This window comes from Streptomyces sp. GC420 (genome assembly GCF_009916105.1).
In the GTDB taxonomy this organism is placed as follows: domain Bacteria; phylum Actinomycetota; class Actinomycetes; order Streptomycetales; family Streptomycetaceae; genus Streptomyces.
This window is the reverse complement of record NZ_JAAAXQ010000466.1, coordinates 1-5391: the sequence shown is the minus strand read 5'-3', so window position 1 is coordinate 5391 and position 5391 is coordinate 1. Positions and strand designations below refer to the sequence as shown.

Annotated in this window: 6 protein-coding genes and 2 pseudogenes; 4 read left to right on the top strand and 4 right to left on the bottom strand. The window is 72.5% G+C overall.

Going from position 1 to position 5391, the window contains the following annotated elements; translation table 11 throughout:
• A partial coding sequence (locus GUY61_RS34085) for a hypothetical protein (protein WP_166634188.1) occupies nt 1-616 on the bottom strand: 616 nt, incomplete at its 3' end.
• A gap of 106 nt (nt 617-722) precedes the next feature.
• Between GUY61_RS34085 and npdG the strand changes: the two genes are divergently transcribed.
• Together npdG and GUY61_RS34075 are read left to right on the top strand one after the other, a co-directional pair.
• A complete protein-coding gene (gene npdG / locus GUY61_RS34080; protein WP_166634187.1) occupies nt 723-1457 on the top strand; it encodes an NADPH-dependent F420 reductase in 735 nt (244 codons plus the stop codon).
• Nucleotides 1458-1555: 98 nt separating this feature from the next.
• Nucleotides 1556-1759 (top strand): hypothetical protein, encoded by a 204-nt coding sequence (locus GUY61_RS34075; protein WP_166634186.1) that lies wholly within the window; start codon nt 1556-1558, stop codon nt 1757-1759.
• Here GUY61_RS34075 and GUY61_RS34070 read toward each other — a convergent pair.
• Complete coding sequence (locus tag GUY61_RS34070; protein ID WP_166634185.1) at nt 1749-2543, bottom strand: site-2 protease family protein; 795 nt, start codon at nt 2541-2543, stop codon at nt 1749-1751. The genes GUY61_RS34075 and GUY61_RS34070 overlap by 11 nt on opposite strands.
• Nucleotides 2544-2716: 173 nt before the next feature.
• Between GUY61_RS34070 and GUY61_RS40850 the strand changes: the two are divergent.
• Nucleotides 2717-3011 (top strand): annotated as a pseudogene (locus GUY61_RS40850) (winged helix-turn-helix domain-containing protein); the annotation flags it as partial.
• On the opposite strand, the pseudogene GUY61_RS34065 reads toward GUY61_RS40850, so the two are convergent.
• Both GUY61_RS34065 and panB read right to left on the bottom strand, forming a co-directional pair.
• A pseudogene (locus GUY61_RS34065) lies at nt 2969-3617 on the bottom strand (ATP-binding cassette domain-containing protein); the annotation flags it as partial. The pseudogenes GUY61_RS40850 and GUY61_RS34065 overlap by 43 nt on opposite strands.
• A gap of 187 nt (nt 3618-3804) precedes the next feature.
• On the bottom strand, nt 3805-4686 hold the full coding sequence (panB, locus tag GUY61_RS34060; RefSeq protein ID WP_166634184.1) for a 3-methyl-2-oxobutanoate hydroxymethyltransferase: 882 nt from the start codon (nt 4684-4686) through the stop codon (nt 3805-3807).
• Nucleotides 4687-4919: 233 nt separating this feature from the next.
• Here panB and GUY61_RS34055 point away from each other — a divergent pair.
• A partial coding sequence (locus GUY61_RS34055) for an MFS transporter (protein WP_166634183.1) occupies nt 4920-5391 on the top strand: 472 nt, incomplete at its 3' end.

The following is a 5391-nucleotide window of genomic DNA, read 5'->3' as shown; positions in this document are numbered from 1 at the left end:
ACCAGCGGGCGGGAGGCGGGGCCGTCAGCTGGTCCGCCAGGCGGGAGAGGCGGTCCCGCAGCCGTGGCCCGAGGCCGGTGCGCGAAGCCCGGGGCTCCGGGAGCGTGTTCTCCCCGGCCGCGGCGCTCACCAGGTGCTGCACCGTGTCCAGGTCCAGTCCCTCGTCCTCGCGCACGGTGAGCGACTCGTGCGCGAGTCCTGCCAACTCGCCGTCGCCCGCGTCCAGGGACAGCACGGTCGCACCGGCCCGCCGGGCGTCGTGGACGCGCTCCAGCAGGCCCGCGTCCGGCGAGCCCGGTGCCACCACCAGCAGGGTCTCGCCGCGCCTGGCGGCCTCGATGCGGCCGAGGCCCACGGCCAGCTGGGCGGGCTGCCCGGCAGGCACCCGGTGGCGTACCAGGGTCGGGGTCAGCTCGGGCAGCCCCGACCAGGCCGCCTCGTCGACGAGGTGGGCGGCGAGATGCCAGGGCTCGTACTCCTCGGTGCCCACCAGCAGCAGCCCGCCGCCGTGCGGGACGACCGAGGACCGCAGGGACCCGGCGAAACTCCGGGCGGCGGCCGGCCATTCGGTGCCGGCGAGAACTTCACGCAGCAGCGCGACGCGTACGGCATCCATGGCAGGCAATCCTTGCGCACACGTCGCGCCGGCGTGACGGGTTCGGTGACAGCGGTCACAAGTCGTGCGCAGAAGCGGCCGGTGATCGTGCAAGTACAGTCCACCCATGACAACTCCTGACACCACCGGCGGCGCCGGCAGCACCGGGAACCCCGCTCCGAAGCCCCCCGTCAAGGACCCGTGGGACCTTCCCGACGTCTCCGGCCTCGTCGTCGGCGTGCTCGGCGGCACCGGCCCGCAGGGCAAGGGTCTCGCGTACCGGTTCGCCAGGGCCGGTCAGAAGGTGATCATCGGTTCCCGCGCCGCGGAACGCGCCGCCGCGGCCGCGACGGAGCTCGGACACGGCATCGAGGGCGCCGACAACGCCGGGTGCGCGCGGCGCAGCGACATCGTCATCGTCGCGGTGCCCTGGGAGGGGCACGGCAAGACGCTGGAGTCACTGCGCGGGGAACTGCGCGGCAAGCTGGTCGTCGACTGCGTCAATCCGCTCGGCTTCGACAAGAAGGGCGCCTACGCGCTGAAGCCGGAGGAGGGGAGCGCCGCCGAACAGGCCGCCGCGCTGCTGCCCGACTCCCGGGTAACCGCCGCCTTCCACCACCTGTCCGCGGTGCTGCTCCAGGACGAGTCGGTCGAGGAGATCGACACCGATGTGATGGTGCTCGGCGAGGCCCGTGCCGACACCGACGTCGTGCAGGCACTGGCCTCGCGCATTCCCGGCATGCGGGGCGTCTTCGCAGGCCGGCTGCGCAATGCCCACCAGGTGGAGTCACTGGTCGCCAACCTGATCTCGGCCAACCGCCGCTACAAGGCGCACGCCGGCCTGCGGATCACGGACGTCTGAGCGGAGCACGGGGCCCTGCGGAGCGCGCGGGGCCATGGGGGACACTGGACCTCGAAGTCCTTCCGCAAGCCGTCGTGACCTCGAAGGAGCCGTCCCTCATGCCCCGCCTCGCCCTGTTCGCCCTCGTGGTCTGCGCGCTCGCCGTCACGGCGGCCGTGGTGTCCTTCGTCAACGGCAGCTTCCTCGGCATCGTCTGGGTGCTGCTCGCGGGCCTGTCCTCCAACATGGCCTGGTTCTACTTCCGCAGGGCGAAGGCCACCGCCCCGGCCGGGCACGCCGGATCCGCCGGGACTACCGGCTGACGCAGAGTTCCGGCGCCTCCTGCCAGAAGCGGAACAGCTGGTAGCCGCAGTAGTTCTCCAGCTCGGACACGCCGAGGACGTTCAGCAGCCCGTGGATCGCGTCGAAGAACGCGACATTGACCTCCGGGATCCACAGCACGCCGAAGACGGCCAGCAGGCCGAACGGCGCGAAGGGCTCCACCTGACGCCTGACGCCGTACGACAGCCAGGGCTCGATCACGCCGTACCCGTCCAGGCCCGGTACCGGCAGGAAGTTCAGCAGGGCCGCCGTGACCTGGAGGAGCGCCAGGAACGCCAGCGCAAAGCGGAAGGCCATGGGCACGCCGTCCAGCGCGTCCAGCCAGAACGGCGCCGTGCACACGATCGCGAACAGCACGTTGGTGAGCGGCCCGGCCGCGGAGATCAGGCTGTGCTTCCACCGGCCGTGGATGCGGTTCCGCTCGATGAAGACGGCGCCGCCGGGCAGGCCGATACCGCCCATGATCACGAACAGCACGGGCAGCACGATGCTGAGCAGCGCGTGCGTGTACTTGAGCGGGTTGAGGGTGAGGTAGCCCTTCGCGCCGATCGAGATGTCCCCGCCGTGCAGGGCGGTGCGGGCGTGTGCGTACTCGTGCAGGCACAGCGAGACGATCCAGCCCGCCGTCACGAAGAGGAAGACGGCGAGCCCGGTGTTGGCGGAGAAGTCCGTCCACACCGCCCAGCCCGCGACGGCCATCACGGCGACGATCCCGAGGAAGACCGGGCTGATTCGCCGGTCGGACCGGGCGGTGGCGGTGGTCATCTCGTGCGGCTCCTGGGCTACGGCGCTTCGTGTACGGCGGACGGGTGACGGCGGACGCACCGAACCTACCCTCGGCACGGGCCCGGCGTCTGCGCCCTGCCCGGGCGCTCCTTGTCCGGGGCGCTCCTCGGCGGGCGGCGGCCGCGTGATCCGCGGGCAGGGAGAATGGGCGGGTGCGCTATCGCATCCTCGGAACCACCCAGGCATTTCGCGAGGACGGCTCGTCCGTCCCGCTCGGCGGGGCGCGGCTGCGCGCCCTGCTCACCGTGCTCGCGCTGGAGCCCGGGCGGGCGGTGAGCGTACGGACGCTGGTGGACGGGGTGTGGGCGGCGACCGCCCACCGACGCGGCCGGCGCCCTGCAGGCCCTGGTGGGCCGGCTGAGGCGCGTGCTCGGGCGGAAGGCCGCGCGGTCCGTCCACGGGGGCTACCGGCTCGCGGCCGAGCCCACCGCGGTGGGCGCCCGCCGGCCCGTGATGGCCAGGAGCACCTCGTCCAGGCTGGGCAGCTGGGTGCCGAGGTCGGCGATGCCGAAGCCGCGGGCGGCCAGCACTCCGACGATGGCGGTCAGCTGCTCGTCGCTGAGGACGGGCACGTCGAGTACGCCCTTTGGCGCGACGATCCGCGCGCCGGCGACGCCGTCGAGGCCCGCCCCGGCCAGCGCGGCGGCCATCGCCGGCAGCTGTTCCGCGTCGACGGGCCGGATCCGAAGGGTCCGGTCGGCGACCTTCGCCTTCAGTTCGCCGATGCTGCCGCCGGCGATGACCCTGCCGTGGTCGACGACCGTCAGCTCGTGCGCGAGCTGCTCGGCCTCCTCCATGTACTGGGTGGTGAGCAGCACGGTCGCCCCCTCCGCGACCGTGCGCCTCACCTCGGCCCAGGCCTCGTTGCGGGTACGGGGGGGCGAGTCCCGTCGTGGGCTCGTCCAGGTAGAGGACGGCGGGGCGGCCCGTCATGGAGGCGGCCAGGTCGAGCCTGCGCCGCATGCCGCCCGAGTAGTCCATGGCCGCCTTCTTCGCGGCCTCGGTGAGCGAGAAGCGTTCCAGCAGCGCGTCGGCGCGCGAGCGGGCCTCCTTCATATCGCCGACAGGCCGCCGACACGCCGTCGCCGGGCATGAGCACGCCGCCCGCGAACATGACACGCCGCGCCGCGGGGCCACCGGCACGCCACCGGCCGGCGGCCCGCCGCCCCGGGCAGGCGGACAGCCCGCCGATGGGGGAAGTCGGCGGGCTGTCGTCGTACCGCGGTGGCTCGGGGGCGAATCAGTGGAAGGTGTGCTCCTCCTGCGGGAACGCCGAACCGACGACGTCCTCCGCGAAGGCCCTGGCGGCGTCGCCGAGGGTCTGCCGCAGGTTCGCGTACTGCTTCACGAACCGCGGCATCCTGCCCTCGGTCAGCCCCGCCATGTCGGTCCACACCAGGACCTGCGCGTCGGTGCCGGGGCCGGCGCCGATGCCGATGGTCGGGATGTGCAGGGAGCGGGTGACCTCGGCGGCGAGCTCCGCCGGTACGAGTTCGAGGACCACCGCGAAGGCGCCCGCGTCCTGCGCCGCCTTCGCGTCGTGGAGCAGCCGGTGCGCGGCCTCCTCGGAGCGGCCCTGCACCCGGTAGCCCATGGCGTTGACGGACTGCGGGGTCAGCCCCAGGTGGGACATGACCGGGATGCCGGACTGGACCAGCAGCTCGGTCTGGGGCAGCGAGCGTTCGCCGCCCTCCAGCTTGACCGCGCCGACACCGGCCTCCTTGACCAGGCGGGTGGCGCTGCGCAGGGCCTGCACCGGGCCCTCCTGGTAGGAGCCGAAGGGCAGGTCGCCGACGATCAGGGCGCGCCTGGTACCCCGGACGACGGCTGCGGAGAGCATGGTCATCTCGTCGAGGGTGACCGGCACGGTGGTGTCGTAGCCGAGGTGGCAGTTGCCCGCGGAGTCGCCGACGAGGATGACCGGGATGCCGGCGTCGTCGAAGACGGAGGCGGTCATCGAGTCGTAGGCCGTGAGCATGGGCCACTTCTCGCCGCGCTCCTTGGCACGGCCGATGTCGTGGACGGTGATGCGGCGGGTGCCCTTGCCCCCGTACAGCGTGGTGTTCTGCTTCTGCGCGCTGCCGCTGTCGGCGGGCGTGGGGGCAGCCGGAAGCTGCGTCATTGCAACGGCTCCTTTGTCATCTCGAGGCGCCCTGACGGCGTCCCCGGACCGGTTCCATGGTGGCACCTGGTGCCGGTGTCCGGCTAGTGGGGGGCCCTGAGTGCCGCGCCACGCCCGTACGGGGGCCGTACAGGGGCCCGTACGGGGGAGCTCCGGTCCGGGGACGGCAAAGTCTTCGCCATGCCCTTCCAATACGAGACGGTGTCGTATTGGAAAGGTCATAGTGTGGGCGCATGACAGTCCCCGCCCGTCCGGCCCCGCCCGCGGTCCCCGAGGCGGTCCACCGCCGCCGCTGGGCGATCCTCGCCGTGCTGATGCTCAGCCTGCTGATCGTCGTCCTCGACAACTCGATCCTGAACGTCGCGGTCAAGACGATCGCCAGCCCCGCGCCCACCGGCCTCGGGGCCACCCAGAGCGAGCTCGAATGGGCGATCAACTCGTACACCCTGGTCTTCGCGGGCCTGCTCTTCACCGCCGGCCTCCTCGGCGACCGCCTCGGCCGCAAGAAGGTGCTGCTCTGCGGCATCGTCGTCTTCGGTCTTGGCTCCTTGCTCGCCGCGTTCTCCGGCTCCCCGGCCCAGCTGATCGCCTACCGGGCCCTGATGGGCTTCGGCGCCGCTCTCGTCATGCCTGCCACGCTGTCGGTGCTGATGAACGTCTTCGAGCGCGAGGAGCAGCCCAAGGCCATAGGGATCTGGGCGGGCG

What these genes read in the sequence shown, in the direction of transcription:
- npdG (WP_166634187.1), top strand. Translation starts at nt 723, where the DNA reads ATGACAACTCCTGACACCACCGGCGGCGCCGGCAGCACCGGGAACCCC.
- GUY61_RS34075 (WP_166634186.1), top strand. Translation starts at nt 1,556, where the DNA reads ATGCCCCGCCTCGCCCTGTTCGCCCTCGTGGTCTGCGCGCTCGCCGTC.
- GUY61_RS34070 (WP_166634185.1), bottom strand. Translation starts at nt 2,543, where the DNA reads ATGACCACCGCCACCGCCCGGTCCGACCGGCGAATCAGCCCGGTCTTC.
- panB (WP_166634184.1), bottom strand. Translation starts at nt 4,686, where the DNA reads ATGACGCAGCTTCCGGCTGCCCCCACGCCCGCCGACAGCGGCAGCGCG.